24 protein-coding genes and 1 tRNA gene are annotated in these 22,553 nt (G+C 70.4%); 16 read left to right on the top strand and 9 right to left on the bottom strand.

Annotated elements, in window-relative coordinates; genetic code table 11:
- Positions 1-643 (bottom strand): hypothetical protein (locus ACFWEJ_RS02600; protein ID WP_377227645.1); only part of this gene is annotated, 643 nt, incomplete at its 3' end.
- 363 nt (positions 644-1,006) lie between these two features.
- Between ACFWEJ_RS02600 and ACFWEJ_RS02605 the strand changes: the two genes are divergently transcribed.
- From ACFWEJ_RS02605 to ACFWEJ_RS02635, 7 genes are all read left to right on the top strand, one after another.
- Positions 1,007-1,489: a hypothetical protein gene (locus tag ACFWEJ_RS02605; RefSeq protein ID WP_377227646.1), complete on the top strand. Its 483-nt coding sequence runs from the start codon at positions 1,007-1,009 to the stop codon at positions 1,487-1,489.
- Positions 1,490-1,558: 69 nt separating this feature from the next.
- Positions 1,559-1,792 (top strand): hypothetical protein, encoded by a 234-nt coding sequence (locus ACFWEJ_RS02610; RefSeq protein ID WP_377227647.1) that lies wholly within the window; start codon positions 1,559-1,561, stop codon positions 1,790-1,792.
- A complete protein-coding gene (locus tag ACFWEJ_RS02615; protein ID WP_377227693.1) occupies positions 1,789-2,319 on the top strand; it encodes a DUF6879 family protein in 531 nt (176 codons plus the stop codon). The genes ACFWEJ_RS02610 and ACFWEJ_RS02615 overlap by 4 nt, the downstream gene beginning before the upstream one ends.
- Positions 2,291-3,154 carry a helix-turn-helix domain-containing protein gene (locus tag ACFWEJ_RS02620; protein WP_377227648.1) on the top strand — a complete coding sequence of 288 codons (864 nt, stop codon included), beginning with the start codon at positions 2,291-2,293 and terminating at the stop codon, positions 3,152-3,154. Before ACFWEJ_RS02615 ends, ACFWEJ_RS02620 begins: the two co-directional genes overlap by 29 nt.
- Before the next feature lie 49 nt (positions 3,155-3,203).
- Complete coding sequence (locus tag ACFWEJ_RS02625; protein WP_377227649.1) at positions 3,204-4,019, top strand: HAD family hydrolase; 816 nt, start codon at positions 3,204-3,206, stop codon at positions 4,017-4,019.
- 137 nt (positions 4,020-4,156) lie between these two features.
- Positions 4,157-4,441, top strand: coding sequence for an Ltp family lipoprotein (locus ACFWEJ_RS02630; protein WP_377227694.1), 285 nt, complete (start codon positions 4,157-4,159; stop codon positions 4,439-4,441).
- A 113-nt stretch (positions 4,442-4,554) separates the two neighbouring features.
- Positions 4,555-5,367, top strand: coding sequence for an HAD family hydrolase (locus ACFWEJ_RS02635; RefSeq protein ID WP_377227650.1), 813 nt, complete (start codon positions 4,555-4,557; stop codon positions 5,365-5,367).
- A gap of 97 nt (positions 5,368-5,464) precedes the next feature.
- Here the strand turns inward: ACFWEJ_RS02635 and ACFWEJ_RS02640 are convergent, their stop codons facing one another.
- Positions 5,465-8,158 (bottom strand): polysaccharide lyase family 1 protein, encoded by a 2,694-nt coding sequence (locus tag ACFWEJ_RS02640; protein ID WP_377227651.1) that lies wholly within the window; start codon positions 8,156-8,158, stop codon positions 5,465-5,467.
- A 215-nt stretch (positions 8,159-8,373) separates the two neighbouring features.
- Here ACFWEJ_RS02640 and ACFWEJ_RS02645 point away from each other — a divergent pair, with 215 nt between their 5' ends.
- From ACFWEJ_RS02645 to ACFWEJ_RS02655, 3 genes are read left to right on the top strand one after another with little or no spacing between them, the layout of a single operon-like run.
- The gene (locus ACFWEJ_RS02645) at positions 8,374-9,561 is read left to right on the top strand and encodes a CE1758 family FMN-dependent luciferase-like monooxygenase (protein WP_377227652.1); all 1,188 of its coding nucleotides are present in this window, start codon (positions 8,374-8,376) and stop codon (positions 9,559-9,561) included.
- Between the two features lie 2 nt (positions 9,562-9,563).
- Entirely contained in the window at positions 9,564-10,004 is a 441-nt protein-coding gene (locus ACFWEJ_RS02650; RefSeq protein WP_377227653.1) for a MarR family winged helix-turn-helix transcriptional regulator, read from the top strand.
- Entirely contained in the window at positions 10,001-10,681 is a 681-nt protein-coding gene (locus tag ACFWEJ_RS02655) for a CE1759 family FMN reductase (RefSeq protein WP_377227654.1), read from the top strand. Before ACFWEJ_RS02650 ends, ACFWEJ_RS02655 begins: the two co-directional genes overlap by 4 nt.
- 4 nt (positions 10,682-10,685) lie before the next feature.
- On the opposite strand, the gene ACFWEJ_RS02660 is transcribed toward ACFWEJ_RS02655, so the two are convergent.
- From ACFWEJ_RS02660 to ACFWEJ_RS02670, 3 genes are all read right to left on the bottom strand, one after another.
- Positions 10,686-13,505, bottom strand: a complete 2,820-nt coding sequence (locus tag ACFWEJ_RS02660) for a hypothetical protein (RefSeq protein WP_377227655.1) — start codon at positions 13,503-13,505, stop codon at positions 10,686-10,688.
- A 122-nt stretch (positions 13,506-13,627) separates the two neighbouring features.
- Positions 13,628-13,777, bottom strand: coding sequence for a hypothetical protein (locus ACFWEJ_RS02665; protein WP_285103938.1), 150 nt, complete (start codon positions 13,775-13,777; stop codon positions 13,628-13,630).
- A 126-nt stretch (positions 13,778-13,903) separates the two neighbouring features.
- Positions 13,904-15,025, bottom strand: coding sequence for a M15 family metallopeptidase (locus tag ACFWEJ_RS02670; protein WP_377227656.1), 1,122 nt, complete (start codon positions 15,023-15,025; stop codon positions 13,904-13,906).
- A 193-nt stretch (positions 15,026-15,218) separates the two neighbouring features.
- Here ACFWEJ_RS02670 and ACFWEJ_RS02675 point away from each other — a divergent pair, with 193 nt between their 5' ends.
- Positions 15,219-15,788, top strand: a complete 570-nt coding sequence (locus ACFWEJ_RS02675) for a hypothetical protein (protein WP_377227657.1) — start codon at positions 15,219-15,221, stop codon at positions 15,786-15,788.
- A 34-nt stretch (positions 15,789-15,822) separates the two neighbouring features.
- Here the strand turns inward: ACFWEJ_RS02675 and ACFWEJ_RS02680 are convergent, their stop codons facing one another.
- Positions 15,823-16,197 (bottom strand): DUF2255 family protein, encoded by a 375-nt coding sequence (locus ACFWEJ_RS02680; RefSeq protein ID WP_377227658.1) that lies wholly within the window; start codon positions 16,195-16,197, stop codon positions 15,823-15,825.
- Positions 16,198-16,418: 221 nt separating this feature from the next.
- Between ACFWEJ_RS02680 and ACFWEJ_RS02685 the strand changes: the two genes are divergently transcribed.
- Entirely contained in the window at positions 16,419-17,405 is a 987-nt protein-coding gene (locus ACFWEJ_RS02685; protein WP_377227659.1) for an aldo/keto reductase, read from the top strand.
- 252 nt (positions 17,406-17,657) lie between these two features.
- Positions 17,658-17,733, top strand: a tRNA-Asn gene (locus tag ACFWEJ_RS02690).
- A 42-nt stretch (positions 17,734-17,775) separates the two neighbouring features.
- Here the strand turns inward: ACFWEJ_RS02690 and ACFWEJ_RS02695 are convergent.
- Positions 17,776-18,771: an MBL fold metallo-hydrolase gene (locus ACFWEJ_RS02695; RefSeq protein ID WP_377227660.1), complete on the bottom strand. Its 996-nt coding sequence runs from the start codon at positions 18,769-18,771 to the stop codon at positions 17,776-17,778.
- 52 nt (positions 18,772-18,823) lie between these two features.
- Between ACFWEJ_RS02695 and ACFWEJ_RS02700 the strand changes: the two genes are divergently transcribed.
- Positions 18,824-19,243: a MerR family transcriptional regulator gene (locus ACFWEJ_RS02700; protein WP_377227661.1), complete on the top strand. Its 420-nt coding sequence runs from the start codon at positions 18,824-18,826 to the stop codon at positions 19,241-19,243.
- A gap of 29 nt (positions 19,244-19,272) precedes the next feature.
- Here the strand turns inward: ACFWEJ_RS02700 and ACFWEJ_RS02705 are convergent, their stop codons facing one another.
- Positions 19,273-19,929: a response regulator gene (locus ACFWEJ_RS02705; RefSeq protein ID WP_377227662.1), complete on the bottom strand. Its 657-nt coding sequence runs from the start codon at positions 19,927-19,929 to the stop codon at positions 19,273-19,275.
- Positions 19,926-21,065 (bottom strand): sensor histidine kinase, encoded by a 1,140-nt coding sequence (locus tag ACFWEJ_RS02710; RefSeq protein ID WP_377227663.1) that lies wholly within the window; start codon positions 21,063-21,065, stop codon positions 19,926-19,928. Before ACFWEJ_RS02710 ends, ACFWEJ_RS02705 begins: the two co-directional genes overlap by 4 nt.
- A gap of 162 nt (positions 21,066-21,227) precedes the next feature.
- Here ACFWEJ_RS02710 and ACFWEJ_RS02715 point away from each other — a divergent pair, with 162 nt between their 5' ends.
- On the top strand, positions 21,228-21,716 hold the full coding sequence (locus ACFWEJ_RS02715) for a DUF6326 family protein (protein WP_377227664.1): 489 nt from the start codon (positions 21,228-21,230) through the stop codon (positions 21,714-21,716).
- 50 nt (positions 21,717-21,766) lie between these two features.
- A complete protein-coding gene (locus tag ACFWEJ_RS02720; RefSeq protein WP_377227665.1) occupies positions 21,767-22,546 on the top strand; it encodes a class I SAM-dependent methyltransferase in 780 nt (259 codons plus the stop codon).
- Positions 22,547-22,553 lie beyond the last annotated feature (7 nt).

Below are 22,553 nucleotides of genomic sequence, written 5' to 3' on the forward strand. Positions count from 1 at the left end.
CGATTGGAATAGACGTGACCAACGAATGAAGTTTCGCCATCCCATCGCAAACGGTATGAAGTTGCTCTTTAGTGAATCCGACTTTCGACGTGACGCTATATGTTCCGATCCAGTGAGTGGTAGAACGACGTCCAGCAGCTTCGAACGAGGTCGCCTTAACTCGCCCCAGGCTGAGCTTCATCCCGTCGACAAGCTCCGCATCAAACCACTCGGTGTCCTCAGCGGAATCCGCTGCCGGTTCGAGTAAGTTCGTTGAGTGCTTATTGAGACTTGTGGGCCCGAACCAGTTCCAAAGATGGGGCAAGCGAAACGCCGCCCAGTTCAAGACTGCCCCGGACTCAAGGTGACCGCCATCAAGCAACCGAAATCCGCGCCATTGCTGCATCACTCGCTCGCCGGAATCACGGGACAACCAACTGCGACGCGACGCATGCTCCAGCGTGAACTCACCTGCGGGCGTGTCACCGAAGATCGTGACCGTCTGGTCCACTCCGAGTGGCAATTTCGGATAGAGCTGGCCGTCGATAGTGAGCCGCCAAGGAAAGCTCGGCTCGTCAGGAGCTAGCTCGATGTAGCCAGGCACCCGATGACCAGGGTCTGTCTCGACCCACCACACTCCGATCGCTGACTCAAGTTCCCTCACATGCGTGACACTACCCAGTCCCCGTACAGGTCAGCGGGCCGCCGCACTGAACGGTGCGCGGTATACGGAACCTATGTGGAGGGTACCCGGCACCATCGAACATGTGTACGAACACTGGAGCGACCTGCGCCCCTGCGAGCCCAGCGAAAACCCCACGGAATGACCAGCAAACAGTGAGCACGTACGCATACCTACAGCACCCGCGCGGTCCGCCTCGCTGCAACGATCGGCAAACATCGAGACCCAGCGCATATCGAACGACGGAGGTTTCCGTAATCTCTCGGTCACAGGTTCAAGTCCTGTACGGGGCACTGCGGGTGCGATGTACCTGGAGGAGTGAAACTGCGGTCATACTTTCTGACCGTGGAGACCGAAGCAGCGTCATCAATACCCTGGGAATTCGTCGGAACGGCGGCGACCTCGCTGCTCGGAGTGGTTGCTCTCTGGCTGAAGCGGGCGCGGAGCACCCACGTGCGCGACGAGGTCGAGCAGGACCAGCGGATCCTCGCCAACCTGCACGAGGAGTCGACCATGCGGGCGGTCCTGCAGGAGTCGATCGACACCAGGGTTCGGCGGCTTGCGGCGTCGACCGACAAGGCGAGCCGGGCAAAACGCGATCCGTTCGGAGTGGGCCTGGCGATCTTCTTCCTCGCCCTCGCCGTCGCCTTTGGCTGGTGGGCCGTGCAGGGTGGTTGGTGGCTCCTCCTGTGGCTGCCCGCCGCGTTCTTCGGGTTGCTCGGCCTGGTGGGCCTGTACCAGGACGGCAGGAAGGTGCTGCGCGACGGAGAGGGCAACGAGATCACGAAGCCCCGGACCTCGCGCAAGGACAGAGTCACCGCTAGTTGACGGCGCCTCGCCGTACGGCCGACCATGGTCCGACAAGGTTCGCCGGATATTCGAGCATGGGAGCCCATTATGCGCGCACGCTTCATCGGCAAGGACCCCGAGTCGCCCGACGTCAACTCCCCCACGCTGTTCGCCACGGACCGCACCGACCGCAAGACGTTCCTGGTGCAGGGCTGGAAGGTCACCGACGGTGCCGCGCTGGCCGACGTTGGCAAGATCCCCGGCCACGAGGACATCGTCGAGGTGCCGTACGAGATCCTGGAGATGTACATCGCGCACAAGGAGCAGGAGGGCCGACCCTGACTTCCCAGGACCCGTCGGCGCCCGACGTCGGCAAGCTCTTCGCCGAGTTCGAGCACACCGCCTACCGCCTTGAGACCCTCGACCGGTACAACTCCCCGAACCTGCGCGAGCCCATGGCCCGGTACCTGGCGACAGGGACCACCGACATGGCCTGGCTGGAGGGCTGGCTGAGCACCGTGCGATCCCGGACTCGTGGGGGCCGGGTCATCCGGCGCGTGCGGGTCGTGTCGTTGCCGCTGTCGGACTACAACAGGTTCGGGCTGTGGACCGCGGCGTTCAACAATGAGGCTGGTGAAGACATCCGGTATCTCGCCCGGCACGACGCAGCCGGACTCCCGGGGTTCGACTACTGGCTGTTCGACTCCCGCACCGCTGCCAGGATGCGCTTCGACGACGGCGTCGCCCTCGACGCCGAGCCCATCGAGGACCCGACGACCCTGGTCGACCTCAACTACCGGCGTGATGCCGCGTGGCACCGCGCCACCACGAGAGACGACTTTGCCGCGGAACACCTCGACCAACCCTGATATCCGGGCCGCCCGCAACGAGCTGGGCGCGCGCCTCCGGGACCTGCGGCGGGCTGCCGGCCTGACCGGCCAGCAGCTCGCCGCCTCGTTGTCGTGGAACCAGCCGAAGGTCTCCAAGATCGAGAACGGCCGGCAGACGCCCACTGACGACGACGTGCGCTCCTGGTGTCGCGCTACCGGAGATGACCGCGCGACCGACGCACTGCTCGCAGACCTGCATACGCTCCAGACCCGCCATCGCGAGTGGCGGCGGGTGATGCGGACAGGCCTCGCCGCCGAACAGACCGCGATGGGACGCCAGGAGCAGGACATCCGGATCTTCCGTGGCTTCCAGCCCACGATCGTGCCCGGCCTCCTGCAGACGCCCGAATACGCACGGGGCATCATCGAGCGGGCCGGCAACGGACCAGCCTCCCGAGAGGAGGTCGACCAGGTGGTCGCCGCCCGGATGCAGCGGCAGAACATCCTCTACGACACCTCGAAGAAGTTCCGCCTGGTCCTGACCGAGGCGGCACTTCTGAACTACGTCAGCCCGCCGACCGCGATGCGCGGCCAGATCGACCGCCTCATCAACCTGGCCATGCTGCCCAACGTCCGGATCGGCGTGATCCCCTTCGATCGGCCCTACACGGTCGTACCGCAGCATGCCTTCTGGGTCTACGACGATCACCTGGTCGTCGTCGAAACGGTATCCGCACAGCTCAACCTGGCCCAGCCCCAGGAGATCGAGCAGTACACAAAGGTGTTCGAAGCCATGGCGCTCGACGCGGTCTACGAGGACAAAGCACGCAACGCACTAGCGCGGATGGGCCGGCAGATCGCTGACCGAGAATAATTGAGAATATTCCTCGCGGGACGGGTTGCACGTCAATATCGTCCACGGCATGACCCCCGCGACGGCGCAGCCGACCAGAGCGAACACCGAGCCCACCGCGCCGCTCCTCGTCGCGTGCGACATCGACGGGACGCTTCTTCGCACCGGGCAACGACCGACGGCCGCCGTGCAGCACGCGACCCGCGAGGTCCTCCGGGCCGGCCACCACGTCGCCCTCGCCACCGGCCGGTCCTTGACGGGCGCGGTCACGGCCGCCCTGCAGCTCGGTCTGCGCGACGTATGGATCGTGGCGAGCAACGGCGCGGTGACAGCGCACCTGCTCGGCGACCACTACCGGGTCGTCGAGCAGCAGACGGTGGACGCCACGGCCGTGATCGACGTCGCGCTGAAAGAGGCCCCGGCCGTCCGCATCGCCGGCGAGATCGTCGGCGCCGGTTGGCGTGTGTCAGCGCCCTTCCCCAGCCACGAGCTCAACGGCGCCCAGCGTCTGGCCACGATCGCGGAGTTCCGGACCAGCTCGACGCCCAGGATCGCCTTGCACGGGCCAGACGCCTACCGCCTGGTTCCCACGCTGCTCGCCCGGAGTCTGACCGCCATCGCAACGCGGCTCGACTGGGTCGACGTCACAGCGCCCCAGATCTCCAAGGCTTCTGCGCTGGAGAAGGTCCGCATCGAGCTCGGCGTCGACACGGACCGCACTGCCGCGATCGGCGACGGTGAGAACGACATCGAGATGTTCCGGTGGGCCGCTCACGACGTCGCCATGGGGCACGCCTCGCCGTTCGTGCTGGCGGCTGCGAGACACCGCACTGGGTCGATCGACGACGAGGGTGCCGCGAGCGCCCTGCTGTCGCTGCTTGGATAGCGCGTCACCTTCGCGTCCCCTCCTCCGCCCCGGCGTCGACGCCGAAGGCGTCCGCGGACAAGGCCGAGAAGAAGGCCGAGGAGCCCACCAAGAAGGAAAAGACCGAGCCCGAACTCACCGAGTCCCAGCAGCAAGCCATTGCGTCGGCGCAGGACTACCTCGACTACCAGGCCTTCTCACGGCAGGGCCTGATCGACCAGCTGTCCAGCGAGTACGGCGAAGCCTTCCCCGTGAAGGACGCAGAGTTCGCCGTCGACTCGCTGGACGTCGATTGGAACGAGCAGGCCGCCAAGGCTGCACAGGACTACCTGGACTACGACTCGTTCAGCCGACAGGGCCTCATCGATCAGCTTTCCTCCAAGTACGGCGACCAGTTCACCGTGGAGCAAGCGACATACGGCGTCGACCAGACCGGCCTGTAGCCCGTAACGGACAAGGCGCGTCTTCCGAACCTGGGGGAATTTCCAGCCTGATCGCCGAGCATCTCGCCGTGTCCGCCCCACCTGGGCCGGAGAGCACCAATAATCTCCAGAACATGACGACCGAGCCCCCGAGCGCGGCGCCGGACGCGAGCTTCGCCACCCGGCTGATGATCGCGTGCGACATCGACGGGACGCTCCTGCGCACGGGACACCCGCCGACGTCGGCCGTTCGCCACGCGATGGGCGAGGTCCTCGGGGCCGGCCATCACGTCGTCCTGGCCACCGGGCGCTCCGTGCTGGGCGCGGTCTCCGCCGCGCTGCAGCTCGGGCTCACGGACGTGTGGATCGTCTCCAGCAACGGCGCGGTGACCGCGCACCTGGTCGGCGAGCACTATCAGGTGGTCGAGGAGCACACCGTCGACGCCGTCCTGGTGATCGACGTCGCGCTCAAGGAGGCGCCCGCCGTCCGGGTCGCCGCCGAGATCGTCGGCGAGGGCTGGCGGGTCAGCGCCCCGTTCCCCGCCCACGAGCTCAACGGCGCCCAGCACCAGGCGCCGATCGGCGAGTTCCTGGTCAACCCGACGCCCCGGATCGTCCTGCACGGACCCGGTGCCGACCGGATGGTGCCCGCGCTGGTCGCGCGCGGCCTGACGGCGATCGCCACCCGGTCCGACTGGGTCGACGTCACCCCGCCCGGCATCTCCAAGGCCTCTGCGCTGGCAAAGGTGCGCATGGAGCTCGGCGTCGAGGCGAGCCGCACGGTCGCGATCGGCGACGGCGAGAACGACGTCGAGATGTTCCGGTGGGCCGCCTACGACGTCGCCATGGGACACGCCCCGCCGTTCGTCCTCGCGGCCGCGTCGTACAGCACGGGTTCGATCGACGACGACGGCGCCGCGACGGTCCTGCTCTCCCTGTTGAACTGAGCCGTACCCGCCCGCGGCAACGAGGAACGCCCTGGGGAGGTATCACCGCACTCCCCAGGGCGTTCGTCTCAGGCACCGACCCCTCGGACCGGGGCGGTCACAGGTTGACGGTGGTCCCCCCGATCGTCACGACCAGGCGCCCGTCCGAGGCGAACGACCAGTTCAGCGCGCCGGAGTACTGCGCGCACCGGGACCCGTTCGAGCCGGACCACCACTGGTTGCCGCCCGCGTCGGTGCCGATGATGCGGTCGTTCGACCCGCTGTTGCACGACGTGTTGTCGCGGAACGTCGACGAGCCGCCGTCGAAGTTGAAGTTCCGCTCCGCGCTGCCGATGCTCAGGTTGTTCGAGACCGTCAGCGAGCCCAGGTTCCGGTTGTAGCCGAAGCCGTGCTTGCCGTTGTCGAACGCGATGTTGCGCCGCACGACGTGGTTGACCGAGATGTCCTCGCCGCCCAGCTTGTAGCCGTTGCGGTCACCGTTGCCGGCCTGCGAGCCGTCGGACAGGGTGCCGTTCTCGTACGAGAGCGAGTCCTCGATGGTCACCGCCCCGATGGGTCCGGTGTCGTCCTTGGTGTACAGGTCCCAGCCGTCGTCGATGTTGTTGTGGGACACGGTGTACCGGAAGACGTTGCCCGAGCCCACGGTGAGCTTGGGCGCGAACCCGTCGGCGTCCTCGCCGTCGGAGTCGGCGTTGTCGTGCGACTCCGAGGACACCACGAGGTTGTTCGACGGCCACTCGCTGCTCGGCGCGCCGGCGGTGTACCGGGAGATCTGGAGGCCCGAGTCGCGGTTGAACCGGGTCACCACCCGCTCGATCACGTTGTTGTCGCCGCCGAGCATGATCCCGTTGTCGCCGGCGTGCTCGACGACGATGCCGCGCAGGTGCCACCAGTCGCCGCCGATCGCGATGCCCCGGTTGGCGGGGTCCTCGCTCTGCGCCGAGAAGTTCAGCACCGGGGTCTCGCCCGGGTAGGCGAACAGCTCGGTGCGGTTGCCCGAGGTGCCGCTGTTGCCCGGCGGGATGTCGACCGTCTGCGACAGGTTGTAGGTGCCGCCCCGCGCGTAGATGGTGCCGCCGGCCGCGATCCGGCCGATCGCGGAGGCCAGCGTCGTCGGGTCGGACTCGGTCCCCGAGGCACCGGAGCTGCCGCCGGGCGCCACGTAGAGCGCGTCCGCCGTCGGCTCCTCACCGGGCTCCTCGCCCGGGTCCTCGCCGCCCGGGTCCTCCCCGCCGGAGGGCGTACCCGCGTACGTCTCCAGCTCCGCGATCCGCGGCGTGGCCGACGACGCGGTGATCTCGAAGTTGATCTTGCTCAGCGAGGTGGACGCGAAGCTGATGACGCCGGCGCCGCTGCCCGTGGCCAGCACCGCGCCGTTGTCGTTGTTCACCACGCGCCACGTGCCGATGTTCCCGACGGCGCCGGACGCCTCACGGACGTTGATCGACGACACCGTGGTCGCGGACCCCCACTTGACCGAGACGCGCCCGGTCGAGCTCGCCGGGGACCAGTAGGTGCTCGTGCTGCCGTCGAGCACGTTGCCGTAGCTGGTGCCGCTCGCCTTGCTGGAGCCGTCGGCGCCGGCGCCGAGGCTCAGGTTGGTGCCGGTGGGCGGCTCGGTCGGCGGGTCGGTCGGGTCGGTCGGCGGATCGGTCGGGTCGGTCGGGTCCGTGGGGTCGGTCGGCGTGCAGCTCCCGTCCGAGACCTGCAGCCCCGTGTTCGCCCCCGCGGTGTCGGCGACGACGGCGGGCACGCAGCTCGCCGCGTCCAGCGGATAGGAGTAGGGGATGCTCACGGAGGTGTTCGACGTCGGGTTGGGGCCGGCCGGGTTGTTGTCCTCGCCCGGGCTCGACCAGGTGACGTTGTCGAAGACGTTGCCCGCGACCTGCCAGAAGCCGGCCTGGTCGGTGTAGAACGTGCCGAGCACGTCCTTGGAGTCCTCGAAGTAGTTGTTGTCCACCTTCGCCTTGGCGCCGGCCCGCGAGTTGATGCCCGACTCCACGAGGCCCACGTAGTGGTTGTTGTAGATGTGGGCGATGCCGCCGCGCAGCAGCGGCGTGCGGGAGTTGAGGTTCTGATACAGGTTGTGGTGGAACGTGACGAACCCGTTGGAGAGGTCGCTCTCGCTGGAGCCGATGAGCCCGCCGCGCTCCGAGTTGCGCAGGACGCTGTATGACAGGGTCACGTACTTGGTGTCGTTCTTCATGTCGAAGAGGCCGTCGTAGCCCTCCGACTCGCCGCCCGAGGCCAGCAGCGTGAGGTGGTCGGCCCAGACGTTGCGGACGCCGCTCTCCATGCCGATCGCGTCGCCGCCGTTCGACGTCGGCGAGCCCGACTTCTTCACGTTCTGGACGGTCACGTTCTGGATGATGATGTTGCTGGACTCGCGGATGTGGATGCCGATCTGGTCGAAGACGGCACCACTGCCGACGCCGACGATCGTCACGTTGCTGATCTGCTTGAGCTCGATCACGTCGTCGGCCGTGCTGCAGCTGCCGCCCGAGACCTTGCTGGTGTTGCCGTGGTTGATGGTGCCCGACACCTCGATGATGATCGGGGTGCTGCTGCTGGCCCGGCTGCACAGCGCCGTGTGGATCGCCGTGCCGGTCGTGGCCCGGACGGTCTGGCCGCCGGCGCCGCCGGTGGTGCCGCCGTTCTGGGTCGCGTACCCGGAGGCCGAGCCGGTGGCGGCCGCGGCGTCCGGCACGGACTGTGCGGTCACCCCGATCGCGACGGCGAGGGCCGTCGCGGCCACCGCCGAGAGGATCTGGACAGCTCTTGGTCGTCTCATCTCATTGCCTCACGTTCGTCGTTGAATGCGGGACATTGCTGTGGTGCGCGCAGCGGGTGAATACGGGTAACCGGTTTCCCAGATCCTAGTAACCGGTTTCTCAGATGGCAACCCCCTCCGCGCCCCGGGTGCGGCGGGGCTGGGAATACATGACCGGTCATGTTGTTGGAGATGCATAACCAGTCATGCAACTCAGCGCTCGGAAAGGCGAACCCATGCAGTTCGGAATCTTCGGCGTCGGCGACATCGCACCCGACCCGGTCACCGGATACACGCAGAGCGAGGCGGAGCGGATCAGCAACATCGTGCGCATCGCGCAGCGCGCCGACGAGGTGGGCCTGGACGTCTTCGCCATCGGCGAGCACCACAACCCGCCGTTCATCCCGTCCTCCCCGACCACGCTGCTGGGCCACATCGCCGCGCTGACGAAGAACATCGTGCTGAGCACGTCGGTCACCCTGATGACCACCAACGACCCGGTGAAGGTCGCCGAGGACTACGCGATGCTCCAGCACCTCGCCAAGGGCCGGCTCGACCTGATGGTCGGCCGCGGCAACACCGCGCCCGTCTACCCGTGGTTCGGCAAGAAGATCCGCGACGGCGTCGGGCTCGCCCTGGAGAACTACAACCTGCTGCACCAGCTCTGGCGCGAGGACGTCGTGGACTGGGAGGGCCAGTACCGCACCCCGCTGCAGGGTTTCACCGCCACCCCGCGCCCGCTGGACGACGTGCCGCCGTTCGTCTGGCACGGCTCGATCCGCACGCCCGAGATCGCCGAGCAGGCCGCGTACTACGGCAACGGGTACTTCGCGAACCACGTGCTGGCGCCGAACTTCCACTTCAAGCCGCTCGTCGACTTCTACCGGCAGCGGTTCGAGCACTACGGCCACGGCCGCGCCGACCAGGCGATCGTGGGCCTCGGCGGCCAGGCGTTCATCGCGAAGCGGTCGCAGGACGCGGTGAACACGTTCCGCCCGTACTTCGAGAACTACGCGCTGTTCCGCGGCATGAAGCTGGAGGACTACATGCGCGACACCCCGTTGACCGTCGGCAGCCCGCAGCAGATCATCGACAAGGTCCTGACCTTCCAGGAGGGCTTCGGCGACTACCAGCGCCAGCTCTTCAACCTGGACGGCCTGGGCCTGCCCGTCGAGCTGGCCCTGGAGCAGGTGGAGCTGCTCGGCACCGAGGTGGTCCCGGTGCTGCGCAAGGAGACGGAGTCGCGCCGCGCGCCCGGCGTCCCCGACGCGCCCACGCACGCGAGCCTGGTGACCGCCAAGTACGGCGACGCCGAGCCGCGCCAGCCCCGGCCCAACCCGAACCGCGGCGACAACCTGTCGGGCCCCTCGCCCTACCACGACACGGACGCCTCGGTGCAGGCCCGGTTCCCGGCGGTGGCCTGACGATGGCCGGCACCACGCGGCTCGCGAACGAGGCCTGGGAGGCGCTCTTCCGGGCCCAGGCCACCATCGCGCGCGAGTTCGAGGCGGCCGACATCTGGGAGGACGTGCTGCCCAACGAGTACGGGGTGCTCTACGCCCTGTCCGCCGCCCCGGACGGCCTGCGCATCAAGGACCTGATCGACGACGTCCTCCTCACCCAGGCGGGCGTCTCGCGCCTCGTCGCCCGCCTGGAGCAGCGCGGGCTGATCGCCCGCGAGGACGACCCCGACGACGGCCGCGCCTGTCGCCTGCGGCTCACCGCGGACGGCGCCACCCTCCAGCACCGGATCGGCGCCGAGCACGCGCGCCACGTCGCCCGGGCCATGACCCGGGCCCTCGACCGGAGCCAGCTCGAGACGCTCCGGGACCTCAGCACCGCACTGCTCGAAGGGAGTCACCCATGAGCACCACCCCGCTCGACCTCGTGGTGGTCAGCGCCGGCGTCAGCGAGCAGTCGTCGACCCGGCTGCTGACCGACCGGATCGCGCAGAAGACCCTCGACACGCTCCGGGACGCCGGGGTGCCCGCCACGGCGAGCGTGATCGACCTCGGCCCGCTCGCGACCGACATCGCCCGCGCCCTCGTCTCCGGCTTCCCCGGCGAGGAGCTGAAGCGCGCGATCACGCGACTCGCCGCGGCGGACGCCGTCATCGCCGCGACCCCGGTCTACAAGGCCGGGATCAGCGGCCTGTTCAAGTCGTTCGCCGACGTGCTGGACAACGACCTGCTCGTGGCCACGCCCGTGATCCTCGCCGCGACCGGGGGCAGCGCGCGGCACGCCATGGTGCCCGACGAGCAGCTCCGCCCGCTCTTCGCCTTCCTGCGTGCGATGCCCGTGCCCACGTCCGTGTACGCGACGCCGGAGGACTGGGGCTCCCCCGACCTCGGCACGCGGATCACGCGCGCGGCCACCGAGCTCGCGCTGCTGCTGCGCAGCGGCGCAGGCCGCGAGATCGCCGACACCGCGTGGGACGGGTACCAGCACCAGTTCTCGGGCAACGCGACCCGGGCCGACCGGTCGGCCGCGGACGTGGACTTCACGACCGACCTGATGCGGCTCGCCGCCGGGGGCGGCCGCTGACCCCTCAGCTGTGCCGGCGACGGAACCAGAGCAGAGCCAGGCCCGCGCCGACGGCGATCACCGCCGCCACCAGCGCGAACAGCACGTTGGCGCCGGTCGCGGCCATCGAACCGGGCGAGCCGCTGCCGTCCGTGCCCGAGCCGTCCGAGCCGCCTGCGCCGTCCGAGCCGGACCCGTCGCCACCCGGGCCGCCGGACCCACCCGGGGTCGGCGTGGCGGATCCGGAGTCGGTGGGCCCCGGCGTCGAGCCCGAGGGCGACGGCGACGGGTCGGTCACCGACGGCGACGGCGACGGATCGCTCGGCGACGGCGAGGGTGACGGCGACGGCGACGGCGGGTTGAGCACCTGGTTGACGATGGTGCACTCGACATCTTCGTCGTCCTCGACGCGGACCGTGTCCTCGTCGAGCATCTCGCCGCCCACGCAGTCGACCTCGACCTGTTCGTAGTCCCACTCGCTGCCGGACTCCGCGAGGTCGTAGTCGCCGGCGGCGACGGGCACGTCGGTCACGTCGGCGCTGCCGTCGTGGCCGGACAGCGGCGTGGGGCCGATCGCGGTGAGCTCCCAGTCGTCCACCGGCACGACGTCGTCGACGACCTGCTTGTGCAGCGTCAGCTCGCCGGCGAGCCAGTGGTTCGTCACCGTGCAGACCACGTCGTCGCCCGGCTCGACGACCACGGTGGAGCCCGTGACGCGGGCGCCGTCGCACTCCCAGGCCAGCGCGGTCCAGCCGTCCTCGCCGCCGGTCTCGCCGAGGTCGAACCGGCCCGGCTCGACCGAGACGTGCGACACCTCGGGGCTGCCGGTCGCGCCCGAGAGCGACGCGTCCGGGCCCTGCGCGGTGAGCGTCCAGTCGGTCGGCCCGGCGTCGCCGGTGTAGCCCCGGGCGTCGAGCTCCTTGACCAGCGTGAGGTGCGGCAGCTGGGCGGTGTTCGTGACGGTGCAGGTGACGTCGTCGCCCGGCGCGAGCGTCACCGTGCTGCCGGCCAGGGTGCCGCCGTCGCAGGCCCAGCCCGCGGAGACGTACCCGGACCAGCCGTCGCTCTCGGCCAGGTCGTAGGCCCCGTCAGGGACGTGCACGTCGGTCACGGCGTCACCGCCGGAGGCCCCCTCGGCGACCGCCCGGCCGGCGTCGTCCGTGGCGGTGAGCGTCCAGTCGGCGGGGTCGGCGGAGCCGCCCTCGACCTCCTTGACGAGCGTGAGCGTCGCCTCCGTGTACGTGTTCGTGATGGTGCAGACGGCGTCGTCGCCCGGGCCGACGGTGACCGTGGCGCCCGACTGGCCGGAGGCGCCGTCGCACACCCACTCGCCCGGCTCGTACCCGTCCGGGCCGGCCGCCTCGGCGAGGACGTGGTCCCCCTCGCCGACGGTCACGTGCGAGACCTCGACGCCGCCCGAGGGACCGCTGATCGTGCCCGGGCTGCCGTCCTCCTGCGGGCCGGTGGCCGAGAGGGTCCAGTCCGCCGCGGCGGCCGGGCCGCCGTCGACGACCTTGACCAGGGTCAGGTGGGGCGGCACCACCGTGTTGGTGATCGTGCAGGTCACGTCGGCGCCGGTCGCGACGGTGACCGTGCTCCCGGTGAGGGCGCCGCCCACGCACTGCCAGGCGCCGGCGTCGAAGCCGGTCCAGCCGCTCTCCGAGAGCGTGTAGTCGCCCGCGGGGACGGCCGCGGCGGTGACGGCGTCGGACCCGGTGGACCCGCTGACCGTCGCGCCGTCACCGGCGGCGGTCAGCTCCCAGTCGGCGGCCTGCGCCGTGGTCGTGCCGGCGAGCTGCTTGACCAGAGTGAGCTGCCCGCCCTGCCACGTGTTGGTCACGGTGCACACCACATCCTCGCCGACGGCGACCCGCACCGTCCCGCCCGCACCGTCCCCGGCTGCGGAGCCTCTGCACGACCAGGCACCCGTGTAGCCGGCGGGCCCGTCCTCGCCGAGCGTGTACGTGCCGGGCAGCACGGCCGCCGCGGTGACGTCGTCGGACCCGGTGGTCCCGGACAGCGGCCGGAGCCCGTCCGCCGTGAGCGTCCAGTCGGTCGCCGCGGCCGGTCCGCCGGCGACCTCCTTGACCAGGGTGAGCGTCGGCAGGGCGCCGCTCGGGGAGCCGACGTTGCGCACCGTGCAGGTGGCGGCCTGCCCGAGCTCCAGCGTGACGACGTCGCCCGTCAGGTCCGCGCCGTCGCAGGTCCAGCCCGCGTTGCGGTAGCCGTCCGGCCCGCCCTCCTCGGACAGGGTGTACTGCCCGATCCGCAGGGGCCGGTTCGTCACGGCCTCGGAGCCGGAGGCACCGCTGATCGACTCGGGACCCTGCGCGCGCAGGGTCCAGTCCTCGGGCGACGCCGTGCCGCCGTCGATCTCCTTGACCAGCGTGAGCCCCGGCTTGATCGCCACGTTCTCCACGGTGCACGTGAGGTTCCCGCCCGCCGTGACCGTGACCTCCGGGGTGGGGTCGGCGATGTCGGCGCCGCCGCAGTTCCAGGCCTCGAACCGGTAGCCGGACACGCCGCCGGACTCCGAGATCTTGTACGTGCCGGCCGGTACCTCCAGGGACTGCACGCCGTTGAGACCGTCCCCCTCGATGACCTCGCCGGTCGCGACGTTCTCCGCGTGCATGGTCCAGAGCTCACGACGGCCCTCGGACGCACCGGTGTCGAGGTTCTCGATGCGCTTGAACAGCGAGAGCCGTCCGGTGCCCTCCTGGGCGAACGCCCCGGACAGCCCCGGCACCAGGAACGTCACCGCCAGGAGCAGGCACACGGCCACGGCAGTGCGACGCCGGGTGGTGCGGTTGATCGATGTTCCGGACGAAGGCGTCGCAGTGCTCACGGGTCCCCTGTCTGTGACTTTGCAACGACATTAACCCGCATGCATCGACCGCGCCTGCGTAAGAAAGCCGCCGGCCCGGCGCCCCTGCAGCGGGCGCCGGACCGGCGGGAGAACGTCGTGCGTCAGACGCGCCTGCGACCGACCAGGCCGATGATCAGGCTCGCCACGAGGACGATCACGCCGATCCAGATGAGGAACTGACCGATCTCGGTCGCGACCCCGAGGATCACGAGGGCGACACCGATCAGGATGAGGATGAGCCAGCCGGGCATGTCTATCTCCTTCCACCGCGCGGGCGCTGGGTCGCGCCGCGTTCTTCCGACCTTGACCCGGTCCGGGTTCACTCGCACGGCGAAAAAGACAACACGGTCAAAACACGCGCGGCTGGGTGGGCCCCGTCAGTTCGCGCGAGCGAGCGTCGACTGCCAGTGCCACGGCTCCGGCACGCGCCCGTCCGGCTCGGCGAACGCCGGGTGCGTCCAGCCGTGGGTCGCGGCGTTGGCCTTGAGCCAGTTGTACGGCGCGGTGTCGAACGTCTCGACGCCGCCCCCGATGTCGACCGCGAGCCCGAGCCCGTGGTTGGAGCAGCCCGGCGGGGCGGCGATCGGCGAGGACGGGTCGTACAGCTCCTCCTGCGTGGCGTAGGTGCGGTAGGCCGAGTTGATCGTGAGGTGCTGCCCGAACTCCGCCTGGAAGGCGGCGTCCAGCGCGATCAGCCCGTCCAGCACGTCTGCCCGCACGACGAAGTCGGGCGCCCACGGGATGGGCGCGAGCGCCTCGTCCGGCAGGAGCCCGCTGTCCGGGTCCCAGACCTGGTCGGGTGCGGGGCAGCTGACGGCGTCCTGTGCGGTGACCAGCGCCTCCGTGGCCATGGTGACGACGGAGCGGGTCGTGGTCAGGTCGTGCTCGGCCTGACCCAGGTCGGCCAGGTCGGTCCCGGCGAGGGTCGCGTCCGCCGCGGCGTCGACCGCGGTGCCCGAGTCCAGGGCCTCTCGCAGCTGGGAGCGGACGTCGTCGTCGACCCCCTTGCCCTCGGTGGCGGCGTAGATCTTTTCGGCGCGCTTGCCCGCGCCCGCGAAGCTCTCGCGGGCCGACGTGACCTCGCTGCGGGCGAGGTCCACCATCGAGGCCCGCACGGCATCAGAGGCCGCGGCGAGGGACGCGGCGGTGTCCGACGTGCCGACGGTGAGCCGCGTGAGGAACGGCTCGGCCAGCAGGTTGTCGGCCTCCGCGATCTCGGCCGACAGGGCAACGCGGGTCCCCGGGTCGGCGACCCGCTCCGACGAGTTGGCCAGGAGCTGCGCGGCCGCGACCTTTTGGTCGCCGAGGTCCTCGACGTCCGAGACCAGGTACCAGGCGAGCCCGGCCAGGCCGAGCAGCACGACCACGACGATCGTCGCGGCGAGGGAGATCCGCAGGGTGCGCCGACGGCGGGCCTTCGCCTCCCGCCGCTCTCTTGCCGATCCGTCGGCCTTCGCGTCCGTCGGTTCGGCGGGCGGCGCGGCGTTCGTCAAGGTCACGAGGCCAGAACCTACGGCACCCGGGAGGTACCCGCCGACCTATCAGGGGGTGAACTGTGCCACCTTCGCACGGTTGCGCGCCGGACCGGCGTCAGCGGGTCCGAAGGGGCGACGGCCCGCGTGCGGGGCTGACCTGCCGACGTCGCCCCGCGGGCTGCACGGCCCGGGCGCCGGTCCCCACTAACGTGGGCCCATGGGGTTCCGTTCGTGGTTCGCGCACCGCCCGCAGAAGGCCGTCCGCCGCACCGTCCGCTCGCACCGCACCGACTCGGTGCTGGCCCGGGCGGCGCTGGTCACCTCGGCGGGCGAGGCGTGGGCGTTCGCCACACGCGCCGAGCTGCTGCTGATCTCCGCGCCCGAGGCGGCAACCGGCCAGGGCGACACGGAGTCGCGGGGTGCCCCGTCCGTCGTCGTGCACCGGGAGTGGGCCGACGTGGACCGGGCTACCTACGACACGGACTCCAACGTGATCCGCGTGCACTGGGTGGACGGCGACGAGCCGACGCCGCTGACGCTCGACGGCCGCCGCACCGTGCTGCCCCAGGTGCTGCGCGAGCGGGTGCAGTGGTCCGTGGTCCTGGCGGAACCGGTCAAGCTGCCGGGCGGCCGGTCCGCCCGCGTGGCGGTCCGGCGCCGGGTCGACGGCGAGCTGTTCTCCCAGGTGATCGGCGGCAGCGACGTCGACCTCGCGGATCCCGCGACCGCGGAGGCGGTCGACGCAGCCGAGGCGCGGGTGCGCAGCGCGGCGGGGCTGCCGGCCTGACCGTGCTTGCCCGGCTTACCCGGGGCGGCCGCGCTCAGTCCTGCGGGACCACGCGCAGCGTCGTCGCCACCACGGCAGGGCCGACCACGGTGTCGACGATGCGCTTCTCGTACTTGCCGTACTTGGCACGGTAGGCGTCGTCGAGGGACGCGTGGACGTCGTCGTCCGGGACCTCGAAGCGGACGTCGCGCTCGACGCCGCCCACGCGGACCCGGCCGGTGCCCGAGGCCTTGGCGCGGCGGAACCAGCCGTTGTCCGGGCCGTAGGCGGAGCGGACGTACACGTCGTCGCCCACCCGCGCCGTCCAGATGATCACGTACGGGCGCAGGGTCCCGTCCGGCCGGTAGGACGAGACGCGCAGCTCGTCGGTGTCGTCGACCTGCTTCAGCTCCTGCTCGGTCCAGCTCATCGCTGCTCCTTCCGGGCGCCCCCTGGCGCCGCCTGCACCGACCGCGGGGCACGGCCGTCCGTCCTACGGTGCAACACCTCGGTCGGCGCGGGGAGTCCCTGGCTTAGCCGGTACTGGCGGAACCCCCTTGGCGTGGTGCCGTGGGCCTTTTGTCCTGGGCCGTGGTCCAGGCCGCAGGTCTAGCGTGTGTCCGCGAACCCACTGCGAAGGAGACTGTGACGATGCATCAGCGAACGCTCGGCCAGGGCCTGAAGGTCTCCGCGATCGGCCTGGGCGCGATGGGGATGTCGGAGGGCTACGGCCCCAACCCGGGCACGCGCGAGGAGATGATCGGCGTGCTGCGGGGCGCCGTGGAGCGGGGCGTCACCCTCGTCGACACCGCCGAGGTCTACGGGCCGTACGTCAACGAGGAGCTGGTCGGCGAGGCGCTGGAGCCGGTGCGCGACCAGGTGGTGATCGCCACCAAGTTCGGCTGGCGCATCGAGGACGGCGCCACGGTGGGCCTGAACAGCCGGCCCGAGCACATCCGCGCCGTCGCCGACGCGTCCCTGCGCCGCCTGCGCACTGACGTGATCGACCTCTTCTACCAGCACCGCGTGGACCCCGACGTGCCGATCGAGGACGTGGCCGGCACGGTCAAGGAGCTGGTCGACGCCGGGAAGGTGCGGCACTTCGGTCTGTCCGAGGCGAGCCCGGCCACGATCCGGCGCGCGCACGCTGTGCACCCGGTCACCGCGGTGCAGAGCGAGTACTCGCTGTGGACCCGCGACCCCGAGCCCGAGGTGCTGCCCACGCTCGCCGAGCTCGGCATCGGGTTCGTGCCGTTCAGCCCGCTCGGGCGCGGGTTCCTGACGGGGGCGGTCGACGCGACGACGTCGTTCACGAGCGACGACATGCGGGCGTCGATCCCGCGGTTCACTGCCGCCAACCGCGACGCGAACCAGGTGCTCGTGGACCACGTGCGCGCCCTCGCGGAGGCCCAGGGCGCGACGCCGGGTCAGGTGGCGCTCGCGTGGCTGCTGGCGCAGCAGCCGTGGATCGTGCCGATCCCGGGGACGCGGCGCCTCGCGCGGGTCTCGGAGAACGTGGGCGCCACGGGTGTGGCTCTCTCCGCCGACGACGTGGCCGACCTGAACGGACTGGCCGCGCGCGTGGGGGTGGAGGGCGACCGGTACAACGAGGCCGGGATGGGGATGGTGGGGCGGTGAGGTGACTGGTCGTCGCGCGTGAGCGGGGGCTGGCGGGGGTGCCGCCGAAAGTCATGGTCTACCCCGTCATTGGGCCCGGAACGAGGGTGATTCCAGGCCCAATGACGGGGTAGACCGTGACATCCGCGCGGGGGCTGCGCGGTGTGATCGACGCCGCTCCCGCGCAGATCAGATATGAGTCGGGACTACCCCCGGGAACCTGTTAGAGTTTTCACCGGTCGCCCACCCGGTCCACGGGACGGGCGAATGCGATCCCGCGTAGCTCAGCTGGCAGAGCATCCGACTGTTAATCGGACGGTCGTTGGTTCAAGTCCAACCGCGGGAGCCACCAGGCCCGGAACCTCAACGGTTCCGGGCCTTGCTGGTTCTGTCACATGGTGCCAACCGAGCGGCCGTCACGCCGGTAGCGCGCTGAGGCGTCATGGTCGTGCGTCGGGACGATCACGACCTCCGGCCCCACCGCAGCGAGCCTCTGGACGGTCTGGAACGCCGTCGTGCGGTCGGCGTCGGCGAGGCGGCCAGGGAAGGATGCCGTGGGTCGTACGGTCTGAACCTGGAGGGTGTGCCAGACCGAGTCGCCGGCCATGAGCGCCCACCTGCCGGCGCCGAGATGCAGGAGCACGCCGACGCTTCCCGGGGTGTGACCGGCCATGTCGACCAGCACGACCGAGCCATCGCCGAAGAGATCGTGGCTGCGCTCGAAGGTCAGCACCGGCGGACCGTCCAGCTCGTAGAAGCTCACGTCGCGGTTCTCGAGTGCTCGGCGAGCCACCCCGAGGGGCGCGCGCCGCCCATCCATCGCCCAGTTCCACTCGGCGTGACTGGTACGGACCGGGATCGACGGCAGGTCGACCAGGCCTGAGACATGGTCCCAGTGCAGGTGGGTGGGCAACGCGAAGTCGATGTCATCTGCATCAAGTCCGGCTTGCGCGAGGGACTCGGTCACGCTGATGACGTCGGCCGGCGGGGTCACGGCCGCACGCAACGGTTTCGGAAGCTGCGGCAGTACCCGCTGGTCGAGATCCCCGCAGATCGCCGGATCCATCAAGAACGTCGCAGTCGGGTGCCGCACGAGAAATGCCGTCATCGAGTTCCGTACCCGCGCCGGATCGCGCAGACCCTGCACGATCGCCATGGTCGGCACCGACCTGGCCACCTGCTCGAAGGCAGTCAGCGTGACCGAGACGGCGGGCGTGGGCAGACCGACGTTACGCAGAGACCTGCGGAAGGCCTCGTCAGGCAGGCGAGGGTGACGACGGTCAGACGACAGGGCGACCAGGGCGGCGACCGCTCGGCCGAGAACGGGCAGCAACGGCGCGCGGGAGGACAGATCGGGGGCGTCGGAAACATGGGGCGAATGCGGCATGCGTGCGACACTATTTCTTCAGGTCGACCTGAAGGCAAGGAGTGGTTTCGACATGTCGGAGCTTCGTATCGGAGACGCGGCCTCGATCGTCGGCGTCGACACTCACGTGCTCCGGCACTGGGAGGACGTGGGCGTACTGGTTCCGCCGCGTTCAGCCACCGGTCAGCGGGTTTACGACGACGAGGCGGTCAGTCGGGCGCTGGTGATCCGGCGCTGCCAGCGCGCTGGTCTCTCGCTCGCGCAGATTCGCGAGCTCCGTCCCGCGGACGATGATGCGAGGCGAGTCCTCATCGAGGAACACCGATCGCGCATCATGGACGCCGTCGACCAGCTACAGGCGACGGGCCGCTTCCTCGAGCACCTCCTCTCCTGCCGTCACGCCGAGATCACCGAGTGCCCGGACTGCTCCGGCTTCGCCGCAGACCCGCGACCGTCGGCCGTCCAGAAACGACGACTCGCACGGGCCATCTGAGGCGCACTGTCCGGAGGGCTGCGCCGCACCTAATCGGCTCTCACGCGTCTGGTGTCGTACGCCCACATCGCGATCTCGACGCGGTTGCGGGCGCCGAGCTTGGTCATCAACGACGCGACGTGGGACTTGACCGTGCTCAGGCCGACGAAGAGCACGGTGGCGATCTCGGCGTTGGTCCGGCCCCGTGCCACCAGCGCGAGCACCTCCTCCTCACGCTTGGTGAGCGGGTCGACGGGCTGAACCGGTACCGCCGGTGCCTGGTCGGCGAAGGTCGCCAACAGCCGGCGGGTGACGTTGGGGGCGATCAGCGCGTCCCCGTTGGCCGCCGCGTGGATGGCCTGCACTAAGAGCTCCGGCCCGGCGTCCTTGAGCAGGAAGCCGCGGGCGCCGGCGCGCAGGGCGCCGAGGACGTACTCGTCGAGGTCGAAGGTGGTGATCACGACGACCGCCATCGGGTCCGTCACGTCCGGCCCGGCCAGGCGCCGTGTCACCTCGACGCCGTCGAGCCCGGGCATCCGGATGTCGACGAGGAGGACATCGGGACGCAACCGGGTTGCCAGGTCGAGCGCTGCGAGCCCGTCTGCTGCCTCCCCCACGACCTCGAGGTCGGGTTGCGCGCCGAGGATCATCACCAGCCCGGTCCGGACCAGGTCCTGGTCGTCGGCCACGACAACACGGATGCTCATGCCGGCGCCTCCGCCGGCAGCACGGCCTCGACCACCCAGCCACCCTCGGGCCCCGGCCCCGCGGAGAGTGATCCGCCGAGGAGCTGGGCGCGTTCGGCCATGCCCAGCAGGCCGAACCCCGGCTCCGGGACCGGCCCCGGAGCGGTCTCTCCGTCGTCGCTGACACACAGCCTGACGGCGTCGCCCTCCCGGCGTACGTCGATCCCGATGCGGGTCGCGCTCCGGGCGTGCCGTACAGCGTTGGTCAGCGACTCCTGCGCCAGCCGGTAGAGCGCGGCGTCCACGGGGCGTGCCAGCCGGCTCAACGAACCGTTCAGCGAGACCTCGACGGTGGGCGTCGCTTCGGCGCGCGCCAGAGCAGGCAGGTTCGCGACGCCCTGCTGCGGTGCGTAGGCGGCGGCTTCCTCCTCACGCAGCACCCGCACCATGGATCTCATCTCCGCCAGGGTTCGCGATGCTTCGGACTCGATCGCGGCCAGGACCTCGGCAGCCTTCTCGGGCTGGACGGCGGCGACGACGCCACCGGCCTGCGCCTGCACCGCGATGGCCGAGACGTGGTGGGCCACGGTGTCGTGCAGCTCGCGCGCCAGCGCCACCCGCTCCTGGTTGCGGATCTCGCTCTGTCGGCGATGCCAGAGGTCCGCGCGGTAGCGGAACACCGCCGCGAGGGCGACGAACAGCAGCAGGAGGACGCTGCCGCCGAAGACGTCTGTCCAGCCCGTGGACGTGGCGTACATCCCGAGCACGACGACGACTGCCACGAACGCCGTCCCCAGGACGATCTCCCGTCCCGAGCCCCACCGCACCAGGGAGTAGAGCAGGATCAGGACGGCGATCATGGAGTAGAGGCCGAGGTCCCCGGCGTGCGCGGTCAGCTGGAGGACCGAGAGCAGCCCCGCGACGCCCCACCCGACCAGGGCGGCCACGAGGGGGCGGCTCCGCCGCCAGAGCAGGGCAGGCACCAGCGCCAGGGCGAGCACCGTCACAAGGGGTCGCCAGGCCAAGCCCGGCCGAACGATGCCCTCGACCAGGGCGGCGGCCGCGAACACGCCCGCCAGCAGCCAGTCGAGCCGACCGATGGGCCGGGCGTCAGCAGGCCGCGGCTCATGCCAGATGGAGCGCCGGGAGGTGACCACGGCTCCAGCCTAGGGATCGGCGTGCCTCGGCGTACCCGCCGAAAGCACGAGAAAGAGACCGTCTCATCGGCCAGGTGAGCTCCGGCCTCCCGGCCGGTGCGCACGCCGCCGGGCTCAGCGAGCGTGGACCTACCGATCCTCACCCCGACAACGGAGCCCATGATGAGCACGCAGCACCCCACCACCACACTGGAAGACCCCCAGATCCCGGTGAGAGCAAAGCTCGCCGCAGCGTGGACCAGCTTCATGTTCCTGTACGCCTACGTGGACATTCTCGGCTTCTTCACGCCTGGCATCGTCGAAGACATCCTCGACGGCCGGGTCTACGAGTTCGCCCTCTCCCAGACCTTCTCGACGACGGCGCTGACCCTCATGGCCGTCCCGATCTTCATGGTCGTGCTGTCGATGACGCTGCCCGCCCGCGTGAGCCGCATCGCGAACCTCGTCGTGGCCGCGCTCTACGTCCCCGTCACGGTATTCAATGTGGCCGGCGGGTTCTGGCTGTACTTCTACGGCCTCGGCGTCGTACTGGAACTGATCGTTCTCGCCCTCATCATCAGGTACGCCTGGACCTGGCCCCGCACCGCACGATCGGCGAGCCTGGCGACCAGCCCGGACCGTGACGGTGTTCGCGCCCAGCAGCGAGCGTGAACGCAAGAGCAATCCAGGTCGCCTACCGACGCCGGTCGTAGAGTCGGACCATGGCCTTCGACGTCGCGGCCGAGTCGTACACGCGCTTCATGGGCAGGTACTCCGAGCCGCTCGCGGACAAGTTGGTCGGCCTGGTCGACCCCCGGCACGGCCAGCGTGCGCTCGACGTCGGGTGCGGGCCCGGCGCGGTGACCGAGCGGCTGGTCGTCCGGCTGGGCCCGGAGGGTGTCGCCGCGGTCGATCCGTCGGTCCCGTTCGTCGAGGCGGCCCGCAGGCGGTGCCCCGGCGTCGACGTCCGCCAGGGTGTGGCCGAGGCGCTTCCGTTCGACGACGGCGTCGTGGACCTGACGCTCGCGCAGCTCGTGGTGCCCTTCATGAGCGACCCCGTGGCGGGTCTGCGCGAGATGGCCCGGGTGACGCGGCCGGGAGGTTCGGTCTCCGCGAGCGTCTGGGACTTCGGCCGCGAGCGGGCGCCGCTGTCCACGTTCTGGCGCGCCGCCCGGGACGTCGACCCGGGTGCCTTCGACGAGGCGGGGGCCGTCGGCGCACGCACCGGCCAGCTCGCCGACCTGTTCCGGGCCGCCGGCCTGCACGACGTGCGCTCCCACGAACTCACCGTGAGCTCGGCGTACGCCGGCTTCGCCGAGTGGTGGGAGCCGTACACCCTGGGTGTGGGGCTCGCCGGGGATTACGTCGCCGGCCTCGACGCCGACGCCCGGGGGGCGGTCGAGGCACGCTGCCGCGAGCTGCTCCCCGCAGGGCCGTTCGAGGTGTCCGCGACGGCCTGGACGGTCGTCGCGACGACGCGGCCCAGCCAGTCCGCCCCGTAGCACCTGC

It is taken from the genome of Promicromonospora sp. NPDC060204 (genome assembly GCF_042728455.1).
In the GTDB taxonomy this organism is placed as follows: domain Bacteria; phylum Actinomycetota; class Actinomycetes; order Actinomycetales; family Cellulomonadaceae; genus Promicromonospora.

What these genes read in the sequence shown, in the direction of transcription:
- ACFWEJ_RS02610 (WP_377227647.1), top strand. Translation starts at nt 1,559, where the DNA reads ATGCGCGCACGCTTCATCGGCAAGGACCCCGAGTCGCCCGACGTCAAC.
- ACFWEJ_RS02625 (WP_377227649.1), top strand. Translation starts at nt 3,204, where the DNA reads ATGACCCCCGCGACGGCGCAGCCGACCAGAGCGAACACCGAGCCCACC.
- ACFWEJ_RS02635 (WP_377227650.1), top strand. Translation starts at nt 4,555, where the DNA reads ATGACGACCGAGCCCCCGAGCGCGGCGCCGGACGCGAGCTTCGCCACC.
- ACFWEJ_RS02640 (WP_377227651.1), bottom strand. Translation starts at nt 8,158, where the DNA reads ATGAGACGACCAAGAGCTGTCCAGATCCTCTCGGCGGTGGCCGCGACG.
- ACFWEJ_RS02645 (WP_377227652.1), top strand. Translation starts at nt 8,374, where the DNA reads ATGCAGTTCGGAATCTTCGGCGTCGGCGACATCGCACCCGACCCGGTC.
- ACFWEJ_RS02650 (WP_377227653.1), top strand. Translation starts at nt 9,564, where the DNA reads ATGGCCGGCACCACGCGGCTCGCGAACGAGGCCTGGGAGGCGCTCTTC.
- ACFWEJ_RS02655 (WP_377227654.1), top strand. Translation starts at nt 10,001, where the DNA reads ATGAGCACCACCCCGCTCGACCTCGTGGTGGTCAGCGCCGGCGTCAGC.
- ACFWEJ_RS02665 (WP_285103938.1), bottom strand. Translation starts at nt 13,777, where the DNA reads ATGCCCGGCTGGCTCATCCTCATCCTGATCGGTGTCGCCCTCGTGATC.
- ACFWEJ_RS02675 (WP_377227657.1), top strand. Translation starts at nt 15,219, where the DNA reads ATGGGGTTCCGTTCGTGGTTCGCGCACCGCCCGCAGAAGGCCGTCCGC.
- ACFWEJ_RS02680 (WP_377227658.1), bottom strand. Translation starts at nt 16,197, where the DNA reads ATGAGCTGGACCGAGCAGGAGCTGAAGCAGGTCGACGACACCGACGAG.
- ACFWEJ_RS02685 (WP_377227659.1), top strand. Translation starts at nt 16,419, where the DNA reads ATGCATCAGCGAACGCTCGGCCAGGGCCTGAAGGTCTCCGCGATCGGC.
- ACFWEJ_RS02695 (WP_377227660.1), bottom strand. Translation starts at nt 18,771, where the DNA reads ATGCCGCATTCGCCCCATGTTTCCGACGCCCCCGATCTGTCCTCCCGC.
- ACFWEJ_RS02700 (WP_377227661.1), top strand. Translation starts at nt 18,824, where the DNA reads ATGTCGGAGCTTCGTATCGGAGACGCGGCCTCGATCGTCGGCGTCGAC.
- ACFWEJ_RS02705 (WP_377227662.1), bottom strand. Translation starts at nt 19,929, where the DNA reads ATGAGCATCCGTGTTGTCGTGGCCGACGACCAGGACCTGGTCCGGACC.
- ACFWEJ_RS02715 (WP_377227664.1), top strand. Translation starts at nt 21,228, where the DNA reads ATGAGCACGCAGCACCCCACCACCACACTGGAAGACCCCCAGATCCCG.
- ACFWEJ_RS02720 (WP_377227665.1), top strand. Translation starts at nt 21,767, where the DNA reads ATGGCCTTCGACGTCGCGGCCGAGTCGTACACGCGCTTCATGGGCAGG.